Below are 17,591 nucleotides of genomic sequence, written 5' to 3'. Positions count from 1 at the left end.
CCTGCTCGCGATAGCGGTGTGTCAGCCACAGATGATTTGACTGACCTGACGCCATCGCCAGCAGGCTGGCTCCCACAGGGATCTTTGGCGTGCCTGAGCCAGGTGGCCCCCCCCCAAATCCTGTAGGAGTGAGCCTGCTCGCGATGAGGCCAGTCGGTTCAGCGCAAACCCTCAACCGCAGCCATCAAGGCGCACCAAACATCATCGTCCAGTACACCCCTTCAGCGCTGCGTGCTTCGCTGGCGAAGCCGGCGCCGACCTGGGTGTACATCGGGTTCATCAGGTTCGCGCAATGGCCCGGGCTGGCCAGCCATCCGGCCATCGCCTTGCCCGGTGAGCTTTGCCCGGCGGCGATGTTTTCACCGATTTGCCGACCGCGATAACCGGCGGCGCGGGCGCGGTCGGCTGGCTGATCGCCGTCCGGGTCGCGGTGGGCGAAGTAGTTGCCGTAGGCCATGGCTTTGCTATGGCCCTGCGCGGCGGCGCCCAATGCCGCGTTCCAGCTCAGGGGCCGTGCGGCGGCGAAGCGTTGACGGCCGCACATCCGTGGGCGGGCGCGGGCGGCGTTGACTTCGGCGAGCAGGGCCTTGCCGACGCTGCGGTTGTCACCGACACGGCTGTCGAGTACCGGCCGCGCCAGCACCACTTGCCATTGGTTGCGCGAACGGCTGACGCCGATGTCGGCATACGTCGCATCGAGCAGTGCGGCGCAGTGTTCGTCGAGCAACTGGTCGAAGGCTTCTTCGGCATCCTCGGCACCGACCACACGAATACTGCGCACCGCCGTGGCGGCGTAGCCCGAGGATTTCAGCGCCTCACGCATGCCGCCGGCGTAGCCATAGCCGATCGGCAGGGCCAGGTTCGCGTTCAGCCGCAACGGTGCCAGACGCTGTGCCGGGCGCCGCTCGCAACGTTGCGGATGGGCGCGATAATCATTGATCGCGGCTACCAGTTGCCGCTCCGCACCGGCCTGGGCGGTTTCGACAAACAGCGGGAAAAGGATCAGCAGGCACAGCGAAACGAAGCGAGACGAACGAACGGCGTGGCGCATGGGGCGGGCGGCTCTGAAGGGGGGACAGCGCAAAAAGTCGAGTGCACCGCGGAATGCGGCGCGGGTAGGACTGGCGATTCGGGACTTGGTTCAAGCGATGGGCGGCGGTTTTGGAGCTGGGCGACAAAGGGTGTGATCAGACAAGATGCGATGTTGCGCTGGATGACGCCATCGCGAGCAGGCTCACTCCTACATTTGAAATGCGTACCCCTGTAGGAGTGAGCCTGCTCGCGATGAGGCCCTAGAGAACGGCTCGACGATCACTGATTCAACACATCGCCCATCCACTGCAAATACTCCTCCCGCGCGGCAATCGAGTTATGCCCCGACTCTGGCACTACTCGAAGCGCCGCCACGCCCGCGGGGAAGTGCTCAAGCAGGCGCTGGGTGCTGGCGCGCGGAATCACCTCATCATCACTGGCCGCCAGCAGCAACGTCGGCACGCGGATATGCGCGGCATATTTACCCGACTCGAAGCGATCCTTGAGCAACCACTTCACCGGCACCCACGGGTATTGGCGCACGGCGATTTCTTCGAGGCTGTAGTAGGGCGTCACCAGAATCAGCTGCTGCACCGGCCGCTGGCTGGCCAGGCGCACGGCGACACCCGAGCCTAGACTGCGCCCGACCACGACGATCTGCGGATGACTGGCGTAAACCTGATCGAACAGCGCCAGCGCATCCTCGGCAATCGCCGCTTCGGACGGCGAGCCGTCGCTGTCACCGAAACCACGGTAATTGAGCAGGTACAACGCGTAGTCAGGAAAGGCCTCGGCAAACTCCGGCAGATTGCGCGAGACGTCCTCGGCATTGCCGCCGAAATACAGTAGCGCTCGCGTGCCGCTATGTGCGCGGGTAAGCACCGAAACCGTTGCGTCGGGCATCGACAAGGTCATCCGCGAGTCAGCGCTGGCGGCGGCATTGGGCTGCGGGAAATAGATCAGCGAGCGCTGGAACACGAACAGCGCAGCGCACAACGCCAGGTACACGGCGACGAGCAATGCGACGAGTGACATCAAGGTTCGGGACATTCGGCTATTTTTAACCGTGGGCGAAGGTAGGCCGTCGCAGTGTAGCCCAGCACGGCAGCCGGCTGCTCGCCACACAACCGGCAACAGATCCATGCAGCAGGGGAGCCAGCATGAGCCACACTGAGGGTTATTCCCGACGCCGCCTGCTTACGCTGGCGGCCGGGGTTTCGGCGGTCTTCTGCCTTGATCGGGCCTTGGCCAGCCGCACGACATCCGCGACGACCGGAGGCCAGACCATGCAGACCCGCGCCATCCCATCCAGCTCCGAGGCGTTGCCGATCGTCGGCCTCGGCACCTATCGCGGATTTGATGTGGCTCCCGGCGATCCGGTTTACCGGCAGTTGCCGGCGGTGCTCGATGAGTTGTTCGCCAAGGGCGGCACGTTGATCGACAGCTCACCGATGTATGGCCGCGCCGAACAGACCACCGGTGAACTGCTGTCGATCCACCAGCCGCGCTCGCCAGCGTTTCTCGCCACCAAAGTGTGGACGCGAGGGCGCGAGGAGGGCATTGCGCAGATGGAGCAGTCGTTCAGCCTGCTGCAAACCGAACGCATCGACCTGATGCAGATCCACAACCTGCTCGACTGGCAGACCCACCTGCCGACCTTGCGTGAGTGGAAAGAGCAGGGGCGCATCCGCTACATCGGCATCACCCATTACACGCCGTCGGCCTACGATGAAGTAGAAGCGGTGCTGAAGACTGAATCTGTGGATTTCCTGCAGATCAACTATGCCCTCGATGATCGCGGCGTCGAGAAACGCATCCTGCCGCTGTGCCGCGAACGCGGGGTGGCGGTGATCTGCAATCGGCCATTCGGTGGTGGTGGCTTGCTCGCGCGGCTCAAGGGCAAGCCGCTGCCGGGCTGGGTTTCCGACGTGCAGGTCAATAGCTGGCCGCAACTGGCGCTGAAGTTTCTGCTCTCGCATTCAGCGGTGACTTGTGTGATTCCTGGCACCAGTAACCCGCGCTACATGGCGGATAATGCCAGGGCCGGGTTCGAGCCGATGCTGACCGATGCGCAGCGGCATCAGTTGGTAGCGTTGTTGGGGTAGCCGCAGCGGCGGGTTATTGCCAAAGCGTCTAAAGGACTGTCAGGTCTGACAGTGGAAAATTCATTTCCTTGATCAATCATGGTGGCTTTCGGTTTCGACAAGGAGGCGCTGCCATGAACAGCGTCCGCCAGGCTCTGATTGGCAGTGTTGTTACTTGCCTGCTGACAATGTCCCTTGAAGCGTGGGCAGAAAAAGCGCAGTACAACTGTCTGGGACAGGAACATGGACAACAAGCGACAGTGACTGCGGCTTCCGCCGCGCAAGCGGCGGAGCTGGCGAAAGCTGAGTGGCGGACCGTCGGTTGTTATAAAGACGATGCGCTCACCCGTGATAGCGCAGCGCCTCCAGCAATGCAAGCGCCACCGTCGGATGTCGGCTCGGGTCGTACAGATGATACCCGGCGAAGCTCGGGCAGTAGTGGAGGGGATGGGACTGATGGGGGCTGAGCAATATCCGCGGACCGAGTGAACCCGGCCCTCACCCCAGCCCTCTCCCGGAGGGAGAGGGAGCCGACCGAGTTGTCTTGCGTTAAACATCGACCTGGGAAAACGAGTCGATTATGGATTCACAGCGGGGCGTTAAAACCAGCGCAACCCTCGAACATCCCCCAATCAGTCCCCTCTCCCTTTGGGAGAGGGTTAGGGTGAGGGTTTTCGATTATGGATTCACCACAGCACGCCCAGGTCGATGCAATCCTCGAATATCCCCGAATCAGTTCCCTCTCCCTTGGGAGAGGGCTAGGGTGAGGGTTTTCGATTATGGATTCACCACAGCACGCCCAAATCAGCGCAACCCTCGAACATCCCCCAATCAGTTCCCTCTCCCTTTGGGAGAGGGCTAGGGTGAGGGGCTTTTCAGGGCCTCATATCATTTCCGGCAACGACGACAGCACCTTGTCCAAGGTAATCGGATACTCCCGCACCCGCGCGCCAGTGGCGTTATAGATCGCATTGGCCACCGCCGCACTCACCCCGCAAATCCCCAGTTCGCCGACACCCTTGGCCTTCATCGGCGAGGAAATCGGGTCGGTCTCATCAAGGAAAATCACCTCTTGATGAGGAATGTCGGCATGCACCGGCACTTCATACCCGGCCAGGTCATGGTTGACGAAAAAGCCCAGGCGGGTATCCACCGCCAGTTCTTCCATCAACGCCGCACCAACGCCCATGGTCATTGCACCGATCACCTGACTGCGCGCCGACGTGGGGTTGAGAATACGCCCGGCCGCGCACACCGCGAGCATGCGCCGCACGCGGACTTCGCCAGTGGCGGCATCGACGGCGACTTCGACGAAATGCGCGCCGAAAGTCGACTGCTGGTACTTCTCGGCCAGATCGCCGAATTCAATGCTGTCCTCGCCAACCAGTGCGCCGCCTTCTGCGGCATTGCGCAATGGCAGGGTTTTACCGCCAGCGCGTACCTGGCCGTCGACGAATTCGGCCTGGTCTGCCTCCATGCCGAGTTTCCCGGCCACCGCTTCACGCAGTTTCACGCACGCGGCATATACCCCGGCGGTCGAGCAGTTGCCGCCGAACTGGCCGCCCGAGCCTGCCGATACCGGGAAGTTCGAGTCACCCAGATGCACCGTCACGTCGTCGAGGCCGACGCCCATCATCTCGGCGGCAGTTTGCGCGATGATCGTGTAGCTGCCGGTGCCGATGTCGGTCATGTCGGTTTCGACCGTGACCTTGCCGTCGCGCTCCAGGCGCACTCGCGCACCGGACTTGACCAGCAGGTTGTTGCGAAACGCCGCCGCAACGCCCATGCCGATCAGCCAGCGGCCTTCGCGACGCGTGCCAGGTTTGGCGGGGCGCTGATCCCAGCCGAACTTCTGCGCGCCGAGCTCCAGGCACTTGACCAGTTGACGCTGGGAAAACGGCCGCTCGGTTTTGACCGGGTCGACCTGGGTGTCGTTGAGAATGCGGAACTGGATCGGGTCCATGTTCAACTGCTCGGCCATCTCGTCCATGGCGATTTCCAGCACCATCAGCCCCGGCGCTTCACCCGGTGCGCGCATCGCATTGCCCTCGGGCAGATCCAGCGGCGCGAGGCGCATACTGACCCGGCGGTTCTCTGCCGCGTAAAGCAACTGACTCGGCTGCGCGGCGAGTTCGACCTTGCCGTCGGCGAGGTTGCCCGACCAGCCTTCGTGGGCGATAGCGGTGAGCTTGCCGTCGGCCGTTGCACCCATGCGGATGCGCTGAATCGTCGCCGGGCGATGGGTGGTGTTGTTGGCCATCTGCGGGCGGGCGAGCGCGACTTTCACTGGCCGGCCAGCCATGCGCGCGCCGAGGGCGGCGAGGATCGCGTCAGCGCGTACGAACAATTTGCCGCCGAAACCGCCACCAATGTAAGGCGAGACGATGCGCACTTTTTCCTTCGGCAAGCCCAGCGTCTTGGCCACATCGCCGACGCTCCAGTCGACCATTTGATTGGACGTCCACAAGGTCAGTTGATCGCCGTTCCACGCGGCCAAAGTCGAATGCGGTTCCATCATCGCGTGGGACTGGTCCGGCGTGGTGTAGGTGCGGTCGAACTGCACCGGTGCCGCGGCGAAGGCCTTGTCGAAATCGCCGTGATTGACGTCGGGCAGTTCATCTTTCGGCTCGACGCCCAAATCGCGGACGCTGGCCAGATCGAACTTGCCGTCGCTGGTTTCGTAGTCGACCTTGACCAACTGCGCCGCCGCGCGCGCCTGTTCAAAGGTTTCGGCCACCACCAGCGCAACCGCTTGCTGATAATGCTGCACCTCGGGATGGGCGAGCAGGTGCGCGGCGTTGTATTGGCCCTTGTCGAGCTTGCCGGCATTGGCGCCGGTGACGATCGCCAGCACACCGGGCGCGGCTTTCGCTTCGTCGAGGTGGATGGCTTTGATCCGGCCCTTGGCAATGCCGGAATCGACCATGAAACCGTACGCCTGATTGGCCGCCGCTTCATGTTGCTCATAGGCGTAGGTGGCCTGACCGCAGGTTTTCAACCGGCCTTCGACGCGTGGGGTGGGTTGGCCGACCACTTTCAGTTGGTCGATCGGGTTGGTGGTGGCGGGCGTATCGAATTTCATGCCGTTTCCCTCGCTTGCGCCAACACCGCGCCGAGCGTGCGCTCGACCAGGGTCAGTTTGAATTGGTTGTCGTGGGTCGGTGTCGCGCCTTCGAGCAGGCGTTCACTGACCGCTTTGGCGCCTTGCGGCAGTAGCGCGTCGGCGGCTTCGACGCGCCACGGTTTCGGCGCGATGCCACCGACCGCTACGCGACCGCTGCCGTCCGCTTGCAGGATCAAGCCGACCGAAACCAGCGCAAACGCGTAGGACGAGCGATCACGCACCTTGTGATAAATGTGCGTGCCGCCCACCGGTGGCGGCAGGGTTACGGCAGTGATGAACTCGCCGAGGGTGAGGCTGGTTTCGATGTGCGGCGTGTCACCGGGCAACTGATGGAAATCGGCCATGGCGATGCTGCGCGTGCTGCCGTCAGGTTTCACCGTTTCAATCTGCGCATCGAGGGCGCGCATGGCAATGGCCATGTCACTCGGATGGGTGGCGATGCACGCGTCGCTGACGCCGATGATGCCGAGCTGCCGCGTGACCCCGCCGATGGCCGAACAGCCGCTGCCGGGGTTGCGTTTGTTGCAGGCCTGATGGGTGTCGTAGAAGTACGGGCAGCGGGTGCGTTGCAGCAGGTTGCCGGCGGTGCTGGCCATATTGCGCAGCTGCCCCGAGGCCCCGGCGAGCAGGGCGCGCGACAGCAGGGCGTAGTCTTTGCGTACGCGCGCATCGGCGGCCAGATCGGTGTTGCGCACCAGCGCGCCGATGCGCAGACCGCCTTCGGGCGTGGCTTCGATCTGATCGAGGCCCAAGTGATTGATATCGATCAGATGTGGCGGGGTTTCGATGTCGAGTTTCATCAGATCGAGCAGGTTGGTGCCGCCAGCGATAAACCGCGCGCCTTCGACCTGAGCGGCTTGTGCCGCGGCTGCGGCGGGCGAGTCGGCGCGGCTGTAATTGAACGCTCTCATGCCGATTCCTCCGCGACTTCAGTGATGGCTTCGATGATGTTCGAATAGGCGCCGCAACGGCAGATGTTGCCGCTCATGCGCTCCTGCAATTCGGCGGCGATCAGTTGCGGTGGCTCGGTCAGGCTCGGGCTGACGTGGCTGGGGATGCCATCGCGGATTTCCTTGAGCACCGCCACCGCCGAGCAGATCTGCCCCGGCGTGCAGTAGCCGCACTGATAACCGTCGTGCTTGATGAACGCCGCTTGCATCGGGTGCAGGGTGTCGGGCATGCCGAGGCCTTCGATGGTGGTGACCTCGCGGCCTTCTTGCATCACTGCCAGGCTCAGGCAGGAATTGATCCGCCGGCCATCGACGATCACCGTGCAGGCGCCGCACTGGCCGTGGTCGCAGCCTTTCTTGGTGCCGGTCAGGTGCAGGTGCTCACGCAGGGCGTCGAGCAGGGTGGTGCGGGTATCGACGGTCAACTCGCGCGGTTGGCCGTTGACGTTGAGGGTCACTTTGCTCATGGCGGGTTGCTCCGGATTGGCCGCATAGGCCTTGAGGCTGATAAACGGGGGCATCGCAAACGCGGTCGCAGTCACAGCGCCGAGGATCAAAAAGCTGCGTCGGGAAATCGTCATGGTTCGATTCCTTGTCTCTCATCAGGCGGCAGGATCACAAAGGGGCCCTGTCGGGCGCGCCGGCATGCATGCCAGTCTCGTAAAAGGAGTGACCGCAGGGGAGGGGAAAAGGTTTTGTCGGATTTCGCGCCAAGCGTTATGCGCGCAGTTCATCAATCATCTGGCCAACGCAAATCCCCTGTAGGCCTTCGCCTGCTCGCGATAGCGGTGTGTCATCCCGCATCTACTTACCTGACACACCGCTATCGCGAGCAGGCTCACTCCTGCATTGGAATGTGTTGCGCCGGATTAATGTGCGCCCACCACCATCGAGGTAAACGGCGCCACATAAGCCTGCAGCGTCACCAGCCCGCCGACGAGGATCGCCAGCACGATCGAGTGGAAGAACACGTAGCGCAGAATCTCGCCCTCATGCCCGTACCAGCGAGTGGCGGTGGAGGCGACCACGATCGATTGCGCATCGACCATTTTGCCCATCACCCCACCCGAGCTGTTCGCCGCCGCCATCAGCACCGGGCTGATGCCGAGCTGTTCCGAGGTGACCCGTTGCAGGCCGCCGAACAGCACGTTCGACGCCGTGTCCGAGCCGGTCAGCGCCACGCCGAGCCAGCCGAGCAGCGTGCCGAACATCGGATAGAAAATCCCCGTCGCCGCAAACGCCAGACCCATGGTCGCATCGAGCCCTGAATAGCGCGTGAGGAACCCCAGCGCCAGCATCGCCGCAATGGTGATCAGCGAAAACCGCACCACCCACAGCGTGCGCAGGTATTGCTTGATCAACTGCGGGATCGAATAGCCCATCAACAGCCCGCCGACAATCGCCGCCAGCAGAATCCCGCTGCCGGTCGCGGTGAGCCAGGTGAACTTGTACACCGCTTCTTCGGCTTTCGGCGCGGCAACCACCGGCGGCACTTTTTCGATCTGCAAATGCAGGCTGGTGAAGGTCACCGCCGGGGCGAAAATCGGGTTGGCCTCGCGCAGCGGTTTGCCTTGCGCATCGAGCCTGGCCGACTGCGTCACCGGATCGATCGCCGGGCGGGTGTCGAACATGTTTTTGAAGCCCTGGGTGCCCCAGGCAAACACGAACACCGTGAGGATGATCCACGGCATCCACGCGCGCATCACCGCCGGCCGCGCCTGATCGCTGAACGCGGCGCTGGCGGTGACTTTTTCCTCGTCGACCCTGGAGTTGTCGACGCGCCCCGAGAGTGCTGCCGAGGTGTGAATGGTCGCCGGTTTCCACACCTTCAGAAACAGCGTCAGGCACGCCATGGAGATCAGCGCAGCGATGACGTCCACCAACATCGGCCCGTGGTAGTTCGACACGAGAAATTGCGGTATCGCGAAACTGACACCGGCGACCAGAATCGCCGGCCACACTTCGAGCATCTTGCGCCAACCGGCGAACGCCCAGATCAGCCAGAACGGTACCAGCACCGAGAAGAACGGCAGCTGCCGACCGACCATCATCGACAATTCCATTTCATCCAGCCCGGTGACTTTCGCCAAGGTGATGATCGGCGTGCCCAGGGCGCCGAACGCCACCGGCGCAGTGTTGGCGATCAGCGCCAGCCCCGACGCCGCCAGTGGCGAGAACCCCAGTCCGATCAGAATCGCCCCGGTCACCGCCACCGGGGTGCCAAAACCGGCCGCGCCTTCGAAGAACGCACCGAAGCAAAAGGCGATCAACAGCAACTGCAAGCGGCGGTCATCGGTAATCCTTGCGAGGGAATCCTGCAGCACTTTGAACGAACCGTTCTCGGTGGTCAGGCGATGCAGAAAGATGATGTTGAGCACGATCCAGCCGATCGGCAGCAGGCCATTCGCAGCGCCGAACAACGCCGCTGAACCGGCCATGCCCGCCGGCATGTCGAACGCGAAAATCGAAATCAGCAGCGCAGAGGCCAACGCCAACAGCGCGGCCAGATGCGCCTTGACGTGAAAGAACGCCAGCGCGGCGAGCATCACCACGACCGGCACGGCGGCCATCAGCGTGGAGAGCACTGGATTGCCAAACGGGTCATACACTTGCTGCCAGACCATGGTCCACCTCTGCTTGTTGTTATTGAGGGCGCAGATCCATTGCATGGGGGTTGGTTGCAAGCAGTATAGGTGGCATGTCGCCGCTGTTCGGCGCTGACGAACAAGGCGACCAACGGTCGATGCTGGCCACTGAATCAACCGCGTTTTGCCCGGTCGTATCTGCGGCTGTGCGCACCCTTGTCAAAAGGCGAGGGCAGCGTGGCCGATTCCGTCGTCAAGACCTTGGTTTTAGGGAAGTTTTGAATGAAGCAAGCGACAACGATCCTGCTGACTGTGACCGCCGCCGTTTTGCTCGGTGGCTGTGTCGCGGATTTTGATGATGACCATCGCCATGGCCGGCACTACGACCGCGATCACGGTCGCTATTACGACCACGACCGGCGCTGGGACGACCGCGATGACGACCGTCGCGACGGGCGTCGATACTACCGTGATCGGGATGATGATTGATTGAACGCAAGAGGGCGTCCCGCGATGGGACGCCCTTTTTGTTTAGCCTTCGATACTCAAGAAAAACGAGCGCTCGCCCGGACGCTGGATCGCGCAGGCACAGTGGCCTCGATGTCCAGCAAATGGGTGGCGAGAATATCGCTCAGAAAACGGAACTGATCGTTGAAGCCGACCACCTCATTGCTGAAGTGATTGCTGGCAGCGGGCATCAGCAGATCCTCGAATGCCTCGTTGAACACCAGCGCGCGCGCCTTGTGCGACACAACGTGCTGAGCGTAATAGTTGCTGCCGAACACCGGGAAACTCACGGAGAGGGTGACTTGGGTGTGAATCATGCTGTGAACTCCTCGTTGTGTTTCGGATGGCTTAATCGTGCCTTTCATGGGCGGTTGGCGGAAGGCAATCGTGGCGATGGTGAATATCGATGGCGGTGATGGTTGTCGTTGCGGTTGGCGGTGTTGCTGATGGCCTCATCGCTGGCAAGCCAGCTCCCACAGAGGTTTTCAGTGACCGCAGGTTTTGCATCCAAACCAGACACCTGTGGGAGCTGGCTTGCCAGCGATGAGGCCGGTGCAGCCACCATCAATATTCACTGACCCACCTATACTCAAATCCGCCCCCGTTCATCCAAGGAACCAGCACCGTGAATCCGCGTGCGCTGCTGATCGCCGCACTGCTTGTCCTTACCGGCTGCGCTACTGCGGCGCGGGCGCCGGTGATCGAGCCGCGCGCCGTGGTGGTGTCGCCGGCTACCTGGCAGCAGATCGACCGGGAAATCGTCAGCGCCTCGCAGCAGGCTACCGAGCAAGTCAAGGTGTTCGCCCGTGGCTCGATGGAACATTGGCGCACTCGCGTCTATCAGCAAACTGAAGAAAATTTCATCCCATGGTTCAGCAGCTACTGGACCCAGGAATGGCTGTCGATGAAAGTCAGCTGGTACACGATCAATGCCGGCGGCGAGCAGGACGCGTCAGCCAAGCGTCTGGCCGCATATCTGCTTGAGCAATATCAGGAAAGGGTGCTGGCGCCGGTGGCGGTGGAGATCGACCCGGATGCGATTCTCGCCCAGGCCACCGCGTTCTATGCGCAGTTGATGGCGCAGCAGATGCCGTTGATCGCCCAACGCCATGGGGTGCCGGTCGCGCAGCTCAACGGGCGCTTGCAGAAAGTCCCGGCCATCGCCCTCGGCCCACCGCCGGCGCGCGATGCCTCATTGTTTCAGGTCATCAGCACTGAACCGTTGAATACCTTGCCGGCGTATGCCGCGCTGATCGACAAGATCCACACCGACGGCGGCGCCAAAGGCATCGCCTCGACCGACGCCGGGATGGCTCCGGTGGCCAAACGCGCGAGCCAGCGCATGGAAGCGGAAATGGCCCCGCGCGGCGCTGCCAGTGCGGTTGCCGCGGCGGCCGGGAAACTGGCGGGCGGTTTGATCTCGGTGGGCGTGGCGGGGATTCGCGCGATCATCCAGGCCAACGACCGTCCCGACAGCGAAGCGCTGATCCGCAGCAGCCTGGGCGGCACCTTCGACAAGGCCTGGCTGAAACTGGTGCAAAGCCCGACCACCGGGGTGATGGCCGGCACGCTGCACATGGCCGGGCAGGTCGAGGGCCATCTGGGTGAGAGCGATGAGCCGACAACCTTCGCGCATTCAAAGTCTCATTGATTATCTGACCGCTATCGCGAGCAGGCTCACTCCTACAAGGGATCTGTGGTGAGCTGAGGATTTGCGTATACCCGAAGATTGTGTGGGAGCCAGCCTGCTGGCGATTGGGCCGGCACAGCCAACACAGGCATTGACTGTTCGAACGCTATCGCGAGCAGGCTCACTCCTACAGGGGATCTGCGCTGAGCAAAGAATATGCGAACACCCTAAAACTTTGTGGGAGCCAGCCTGCTGGCGATTGAGCCGGGACAGCCAACACAGGCATTGACTGCTCGACCGCTATCGCGAGCAGGCTCACTCCTGCAGGTATTGCGTTCACTCGGGGGTGGGGGTGGTGCGGCAACTTTTGCGGTTGCGGATTTGTTCATCGGTCGGGCGTTCGCGGACGAACTCGAAACGCGGTTCACCCTCGCTGTAATGCACCAGCCAACCCCATTCCAGCTGGCTTTCATCTTGCCCGGGTTGCGGTGGCCGGGCCCACCACGGTTCTTTGCTGAGGATCTCGCGCATGGCTGCCTCCGGTTGATAGCGATCCTTGAACTATAGCCGCGTGTCACCGGTCGTCAGAGCAGGCTGTGTAAAATCGACGGCTGACAGTGAGCGAAGGAGACCGGGGCCATGATCGATGAAGTGCGCAGGGATGAGCCGTTCAAGCGGCTGTTTTTCGCCTTGGATTGCCCGCCAGCGCAGCGCAAGGCGATCGCGCAATGGCGCAGTGAATTGTGCCTGCGCACCGGCAAACCGGTGCCGGCGGATAATTTTCATCTGACCCTGCTGTTCCTCGGCGCCGTGCCGTTGGCACAGATTCAGCCGGTCTGCGAAGCCGCTGCCCAAGTGCGCACGCCGGGAGCAGCGTTGAGAGTTGCCTTGGATCGCTTGCAGGTGTGGCATCGCGCCGGGGTGTTGTCGCTGGCGCCGGAACAGGCGCCGCCGGCATTGTTGCGTCTGGTCTACGCACTGGAACAAGCCATGTTGCCGTTCGGTTTTGAAGAGACGCCGCGCGAATTCCGTCCGCACCTGACCCTGGCCCGAGAATTTCGCGCGCCGGAGCCGGAAGCTGCCACACCGCCGGAATTCTTCCTGAGCGCCGAACGCTTCGCCCTGTTCGAATCGCACAAGGGCCGCTATCGCATTATTCAGGACTGGCCGCTGATCTGACGGCACAAAAAAAGGCGCCCGAGGGCGCCTGAAGTCACCTGAACCGAGGAAGCCAGGTGAGGCCGTTCAGAGCAGGGGCAGCGTTGGTAAGGCGCTGCGTGAACGGAAAGGGTTGCGCACATCATTCCCACGCTCTGCGTGGGAATGTCTCGATGGACGCTGTGCGTCCGAATTCGATCGCAAAACCTGTGGGAGCTGGCTTGCCAGCGATAGGGCCAGCACATCTAGCGTCATCGTTGTCTGACCCACCGCCATCGCTGGCAAGCCAGCTCCCACAGGGTTTATCAGTGTTTGACTGGCGTGGTTATTTACCGAGTTTCACCCGGGTCCAGCCGCGCGTCATGATCCGCTGCGTGGCGATTGGCTGATCCGGCACCGCGTACAGCGTCGCCATCACCGCTTGCGACGGGTACGAGCCGGGGTCGTTGCGGATCGCTTCGTCCACCAGCGGCGTCGCCGCGGCGTTGGCGTTGCTGTAGCCGTTGCTGTTGGTGATTTCGGCGATGATTTCCGGGCGCATCAAAAAATCCATGAACAGGTAGGCATTCTCGACGTTCGCCGCATCGCGCGGGATGGCGACCATGTCGTAGAAGCTGCCGGCGCCTTCCTTGGGAATGCTGTAGTCGATCACCACGTTGTTGCCCGATTCCACCGCGCGGGCCTTGGCCTGGAGGACGTCACCGGAGTAACCGACCGCCACGCAGATGTTGCCGTTGGCCAGGTCGGAGATGTATTTCGAGGAATGGAAATACGCCACGTTCGGACGGATTTTCATGAACAGCGCCTCGGCTTCCTTGATGTGTGCGGTGTCCCTGTCGTTCACCGGGTAGCCCAGATAGTGCAGGGCGGCCGGGATCATTTCGGTCGGCGAGTCGAGAAAACTGATACCGCAGGCCTTCAATTTTTCAGCGTTCTCCGGCTTGAACAGCAAGTCCCAGGAATGGGTCGGAGCGTCGGCGCCGAGCACTTCCTTGACCTTGGCCGGGTTGAAACCGATGCCGATCGAGCCCCACATGTACGGGAACGCATGGGCGTTGTCCGGATCGCTGGCGGAGGCGTTTTTCAGCAGCACCGGGTTGAGATTCTTCCAGTTCGGCAGCTTCGATTTGTCCAGCGGCTGATAGACGCCGGCCTTGATCTGCTTGGCCAGAAAACTGTTCGACGGCACCACCAGGTCGTAACCGGATTTACCCGCGAGCAAACGTGCCTCAAGGGTTTCGTTGCTGTCGAAGACGTCGTAGGTCACACGGATACCGGTTTCGTCTTCGAACTTCTTGACGGTGTCCGGCGCGATGTAATCGGACCAGTTGTAAACCCGCAGCACCTTATCGTTGGCCTGGGCGCCCATGACGATTGCGCCCATCAAGGACAGTGTCAGCAGAGTCCTGCCAAACATTTTCATCGGTACAACTCCATTCTTTTTATTCACTTCAAGCTAAAAGGCCCCTCACCCTAACCCTCTCCCACAGGGAGAGGGGACTGACCGTGGGGCTGACAAAATTTGCCAGGCGCAGAGGCACGCTGCGCCTGCAGGTCAAGCCGTTGCTGCGGATTGCCGAGGCTGCCACGACTCGTTGGCCGTCTGATCCATCGCTTCCTGAATCGCCCGCTTGCGGTTGGCTTCTGCCTTGCGACCGAAGTACCAGACCAGGAACGTCACCAGAGACACCGCCAGCAGAATCAGGCTGGCCACGGCGTTGATCTCGGGTTTCACGCCCAGACGCACAGCCGAGAAAACCTCCATCGGCAACGTGGTCGAACCCGGGCCGGAAACGAAACTCGCCAACACCAGGTCATCCAGCGACAAGGCGAACGACATCATCCCGCCCGCCGCCAGCGACGGCGCAATCATCGGAATGGTGATCAGGAAAAACACCTTGAACGGTTTCGCACCGAGATCCATCGCCGCTTCCTCAATCGACAGGTCGAGCTCGCGAAGGCGCGCGGAGACTACCACCGCCACATAGGCAGCACAAAACGTGGTGTGGGCGATCCAGATCGTGACGATGCCACGCTCCTGCGGCCAGCCGATCAGTTGCGCCATCGCCACAAACAGCAGCAACAGCGACAGGCCGGTGATCACTTCCGGCATCACCAGCGGCGCGGTGACCAGACCGCCAAACAGCGTGCGGCCCTTGAAGCGCGTGACTCGCGTCAGAACGAAGGCGGCGAGGGTGCCCAGCGCGACCGCAGCAATTGCGGTGTAGCAGGCGATTTCCAGCGAGCGCAGCACCGAGCCCATCAGTTGCGTGTTGTCGAGCAGACCGACATACCACTTCACCGACCAGCCACCCCACACCGTCACCAGTTTCGAGGCGTTGAACGAGTAGATCACCAGAATCAGCATCGGCAGATAAATGAACATCAGGCCGAAGATCAGCATGAACTTCGAAAAATTGAAGCGTTTCATCCCCGTGCCTCCATCTCTTTGGCCTGGCTGCGGTTGAACAGCAGAATCGGCACAATCAGGATCAACAGCATCACCACCGCCAGCGCAGACGCCACCGGCCAGTCGCGGTTATTGAAGAACTCTTGCCACAGCACGCGGCCGATCATCAGCGTCTCCGGGCCACCCAGCAGTTCCGGAATCACGAACTCACCGACCACAGGAATGAACACCAGCATGCAGCCTGCGATGATCCCGTTCCTGGCCAGCGGCACGGTGATTTTCCAGAAGTTGTTGAAGTTGCTTGAACCCAGATCCTGCGCGGCTTCCAGCAGACTGCCGTCGTGTTTGACCAGGTTGGCGTACAGCGGCAGCACCATGAACGGCAGATACGCGTAGACGACACCGATATACACCGCGGTGTTGGTGTTGAGGATCTCGATCGGCTGATCGGTCAGCCCGGTCCACATCAGAAACGCGTTGAGCAGACCGTTGTTGCTGAGAATGCCCATCCACGCGTAAACGCGGATCAGGATCGCGGTCCAGGTTGGCATCATGATCAACAGCAGCAGGACGTTTTGCGTTTCCTTGCCGGTCTTGGTGATCGCGTAAGCCATCGGGAAACCGATCAGCAGACACATCACGGTGCTCAGTGCCGCCACCTTCAGCGAGCCGAGGTAGGCCGACAGGTACAGATCGTCTTCGCCGAGCAGGGTGTAGTTGCCGATGTTCAGCAGCAGCTGGAATTTCTGTTCGGCGTAGGTGTAGATCTCCGAGTATGGCGGGATCGCCAGCGCGGCTTCCGAGAAGCTGATCTTCATCACCAGAAAGAACGGCAGCATGAAGAACAGGAACAGCCAGATGAACGGAATGCCGATCACCAGTTTTCGCCCGCTGGGCACCAGGCGCAGGAATTGCTGATTGAAGGTTCTCATGAGCGCAGTACCACGCCGCTGTCGTCTTCCCACCAGACGTAGACCTTGTCGTCCCAGGTCGGCCGCGCGCCACGGCGCTCGGCGTTGGCCATGAACGACTGGACGATCTTGCCGCCGGGCAATTCGACGTAGAACACCGAATGACCGCCGAGGTAGGCGATGTCATGCACCTTGCCTTCGGACCAGTTGTAGCGGCCCTCTGGTTGAGTGGTGCTGACGAGCATTTTTTCCGGGCGAATCGCGTAGGTGATCGACTTGTCCTGCACCGACGTACTGACGCCGTGACCGACGTAGATCTTCTGCTGCAGATCCGGGCTGTGAATGATCGCGTGGCCTTCCAGATCTTCCACCACGGTGCCATCAAAGGCGTTCACGTTGCCGATGAATTCACAGACCATGCGGCTGACCGGCGCTTCATAAATGTCGACCGGGCTGCCGATCTGGGCGATCCAGCCCAGGTGCATGATCGCGATGCGCTCGGCCATGGTCATGGCTTCTTCCTGATCGTGGGTGACCATGACGCAGGTCACGCCGACGCGCTCGATGATCTCGACCAGTTCCAGCTGCATCTGCGAGCGCAGCTTTTTATCCAGCGCACCCATCGGCTCGTCGAGCAGCAACAGCTTCGGCCGCTTGGCCAGTGAGCGGGCGAGGGCGACGCGCTGGCGCTGGCCGCCGGACAACTGGTGCGGGCGGCGCTTGGCGTATTGGGTCATGTGCACCAGACGCAGCATTTCTTCGACGCGGGCATCGATTTCGCTGGCGGGCAAACGGTCCTGCTTGAGGCCGAAGGCGATGTTCTGCGCGACGGTCATGTGCGGGAACAGCGCGTAGGACTGGAACATCATGTTGATCGGCCGCTCGTACGGCGGCATGTCGGTGATGTCCACGCCGTCGAGCAGAATTCGCCCCTCGGTCGGGCGCTCGAAACCGGCGAGCATGCGCAACAGGGTCGATTTGCCCGAACCCGAGCCCCCCAGCAGCGCGAAGATTTCGCCCTGATGGATCTCCAGGGACACATCATCCACGGCCACGGTTTCATCGAACTTCTTGGTGACACGATCGACTTTCACCAACACCTTTTTCGGTTGCTGATGACCTTCAAGTGCCTTCCTGTAAGTGCTGGAGGCGTTTGCCATGTGAAACTCCCAACAGGTTTCGTTTGCCTGGCCAATGTGG

General features: G+C 61.8%; 16 protein-coding genes. 4 read left to right on the top strand and 12 right to left on the bottom strand.

What is annotated here, in order from left to right:
• Window positions 1–184: 184 nt before the first annotated feature.
• Entirely contained in the window at window positions 185–1,051 is an 867-nt protein-coding gene (locus tag BLU24_RS18105) for a CAP domain-containing protein (RefSeq protein ID WP_093102410.1), read from the bottom strand.
• A gap of 260 nt (window positions 1,052–1,311) precedes the next feature.
• Complete coding sequence (locus BLU24_RS18100; protein ID WP_093102408.1) at window positions 1,312–2,082, bottom strand: alpha/beta hydrolase; 771 nt, start codon at window positions 2,080–2,082, stop codon at window positions 1,312–1,314.
• A gap of 110 nt (window positions 2,083–2,192) precedes the next feature.
• On the opposite strand from BLU24_RS18100, the gene BLU24_RS18095 reads away from it, so the two are divergent.
• Entirely contained in the window at window positions 2,193–3,137 is a 945-nt protein-coding gene (locus BLU24_RS18095; RefSeq protein WP_172833284.1) for an aldo/keto reductase, read from the top strand.
• An 862-nt stretch (window positions 3,138–3,999) separates the two neighbouring features.
• On the opposite strand, the gene paoC is transcribed toward BLU24_RS18095, so the two are convergent.
• From paoC to BLU24_RS18070, 4 genes are all read right to left on the bottom strand, one after another.
• Window positions 4,000–6,198 carry an aldehyde oxidoreductase molybdenum-binding subunit PaoC gene (gene paoC / locus BLU24_RS18085; RefSeq protein ID WP_093102399.1) on the bottom strand — a complete coding sequence of 733 codons (2,199 nt, stop codon included), beginning with the start codon at window positions 6,196–6,198 and terminating at the stop codon, window positions 4,000–4,002.
• Complete coding sequence (locus tag BLU24_RS18080; RefSeq protein WP_093102396.1) at window positions 6,195–7,151, bottom strand: FAD binding domain-containing protein; 957 nt, start codon at window positions 7,149–7,151, stop codon at window positions 6,195–6,197. Before BLU24_RS18080 ends, paoC begins: the two co-directional genes overlap by 4 nt.
• The gene (gene paoA / locus BLU24_RS18075) at window positions 7,148–7,771 is read right to left on the bottom strand and encodes an aldehyde dehydrogenase iron-sulfur subunit PaoA (protein ID WP_093102393.1); all 624 of its coding nucleotides are present in this window, start codon (window positions 7,769–7,771) and stop codon (window positions 7,148–7,150) included. The genes BLU24_RS18080 and paoA overlap by 4 nt, the downstream gene beginning before the upstream one ends.
• A 288-nt stretch (window positions 7,772–8,059) precedes the next feature.
• Complete coding sequence (locus tag BLU24_RS18070) at window positions 8,060–9,814, bottom strand: L-lactate permease (RefSeq protein WP_093102390.1); 1,755 nt, start codon at window positions 9,812–9,814, stop codon at window positions 8,060–8,062.
• A 243-nt stretch (window positions 9,815–10,057) separates the two neighbouring features.
• On the opposite strand from BLU24_RS18070, the gene BLU24_RS18065 reads away from it, so the two are divergent.
• The gene (locus BLU24_RS18065) at window positions 10,058–10,264 is read left to right on the top strand and encodes a hypothetical protein (RefSeq protein WP_093102387.1); all 207 of its coding nucleotides are present in this window, start codon (window positions 10,058–10,060) and stop codon (window positions 10,262–10,264) included.
• A gap of 56 nt (window positions 10,265–10,320) precedes the next feature.
• On the opposite strand, the gene BLU24_RS18060 is transcribed toward BLU24_RS18065, so the two are convergent.
• Window positions 10,321–10,599 carry a hypothetical protein gene (locus BLU24_RS18060; protein WP_090282852.1) on the bottom strand — a complete coding sequence of 93 codons (279 nt, stop codon included), beginning with the start codon at window positions 10,597–10,599 and terminating at the stop codon, window positions 10,321–10,323.
• A gap of 308 nt (window positions 10,600–10,907) precedes the next feature.
• Between BLU24_RS18060 and BLU24_RS18055 the strand changes: the two genes are divergently transcribed.
• The gene (locus BLU24_RS18055) at window positions 10,908–11,933 is read left to right on the top strand and encodes a hypothetical protein (protein ID WP_093102384.1); all 1,026 of its coding nucleotides are present in this window, start codon (window positions 10,908–10,910) and stop codon (window positions 11,931–11,933) included.
• A 315-nt stretch (window positions 11,934–12,248) separates the two neighbouring features.
• Here BLU24_RS18055 and BLU24_RS18050 read toward each other — a convergent pair whose 3' ends face one another.
• Window positions 12,249–12,443, bottom strand: a complete 195-nt coding sequence (locus tag BLU24_RS18050) for a hypothetical protein (RefSeq protein WP_090282854.1) — start codon at window positions 12,441–12,443, stop codon at window positions 12,249–12,251.
• Between the two features lie 108 nt (window positions 12,444–12,551).
• On the opposite strand from BLU24_RS18050, the gene thpR reads away from it, so the two are divergent.
• The gene (gene thpR / locus BLU24_RS18045) at window positions 12,552–13,091 is read left to right on the top strand and encodes an RNA 2',3'-cyclic phosphodiesterase (RefSeq protein WP_093102381.1); all 540 of its coding nucleotides are present in this window, start codon (window positions 12,552–12,554) and stop codon (window positions 13,089–13,091) included.
• A 304-nt stretch (window positions 13,092–13,395) separates the two neighbouring features.
• Here thpR and BLU24_RS18040 read toward each other — a convergent pair whose 3' ends face one another.
• The 4 genes from BLU24_RS18040 to BLU24_RS18025 form a co-directional block, all read right to left on the bottom strand.
• Window positions 13,396–14,493 carry a polyamine ABC transporter substrate-binding protein gene (locus BLU24_RS18040; RefSeq protein ID WP_093102378.1) on the bottom strand — a complete coding sequence of 366 codons (1,098 nt, stop codon included), beginning with the start codon at window positions 14,491–14,493 and terminating at the stop codon, window positions 13,396–13,398.
• Window positions 14,494–14,625: 132 nt separating this feature from the next.
• Window positions 14,626–15,501 carry an ABC transporter permease subunit gene (locus BLU24_RS18035; protein WP_093102375.1) on the bottom strand — a complete coding sequence of 292 codons (876 nt, stop codon included), beginning with the start codon at window positions 15,499–15,501 and terminating at the stop codon, window positions 14,626–14,628.
• On the bottom strand, window positions 15,498–16,412 hold the full coding sequence (locus BLU24_RS18030; protein WP_093102372.1) for an ABC transporter permease subunit: 915 nt from the start codon (window positions 16,410–16,412) through the stop codon (window positions 15,498–15,500). Before BLU24_RS18030 ends, BLU24_RS18035 begins: the two co-directional genes overlap by 4 nt.
• A complete protein-coding gene (locus BLU24_RS18025; protein WP_093102369.1) occupies window positions 16,409–17,551 on the bottom strand; it encodes an ABC transporter ATP-binding protein in 1,143 nt (380 codons plus the stop codon). Before BLU24_RS18025 ends, BLU24_RS18030 begins: the two co-directional genes overlap by 4 nt.
• Window positions 17,552–17,591 lie beyond the last annotated feature (40 nt).

The sequence above is a fragment of the Pseudomonas sp. Z003-0.4C(8344-21) genome (genome assembly GCF_900104975.1).
GTDB lineage: Bacteria > Pseudomonadota > Gammaproteobacteria > Pseudomonadales > Pseudomonadaceae > Aquipseudomonas > Aquipseudomonas granadensis.
This window is presented reverse-complemented; position numbering and strand designations above follow the sequence as displayed.